At 46.5% G+C, this 400-nt stretch carries 1 pseudogene; it reads right to left on the bottom strand.

The features are described from left to right. Positions 1 to 123: 123 nt before the first annotated feature. A pseudogene (tuf, locus tag ACGF49_RS24970) lies at positions 124 to 400 on the bottom strand (elongation factor Tu); the annotation flags it as partial.

The raw sequence follows: 400 nt of genomic DNA, 5'->3' as shown, positions 1-400 counted from the left end.
ACTAAGTTGTCCATAGCCTGTTCCCCCTCGGAGCTGTTTTTGGTGTGCACCAAAACTTTGCTCCTGGAACAGGCTTCTCGTCAATTTCTTATCCAGAATTCGGGTTAATTATATTATTAGCTATTAAGCGATAACTTTAGCAACAACACCAGCACCTACTGTACGGCCACCTTCACGGATAGCGAAGCGCAGACCCTGGTCCATTGCGATTGGAGCAATCAGGGTAACTTTCATCTGAATGTTATCACCTGGCATCACCATTTCCACGCCTTCTGGCAGTTCAATGGTACCGGTCACGTCAGTTGTACGGAAGTAGAACTGTGGACGGTAGCCTTTGAAGAATGGCGTATGACGGCCACCTTCGTCTTTGCTCAGAATATAAACTTCTGATTCGAAAGTG

Source organism: Photorhabdus sp. RM96S, from assembly GCF_042879335.1.
GTDB lineage: Bacteria > Pseudomonadota > Gammaproteobacteria > Enterobacterales > Enterobacteriaceae > Photorhabdus > Photorhabdus kayaii.
The sequence above is the reverse complement of the archived record's forward strand: the minus strand, read 5'-3'. Positions and strand labels throughout refer to the sequence as shown.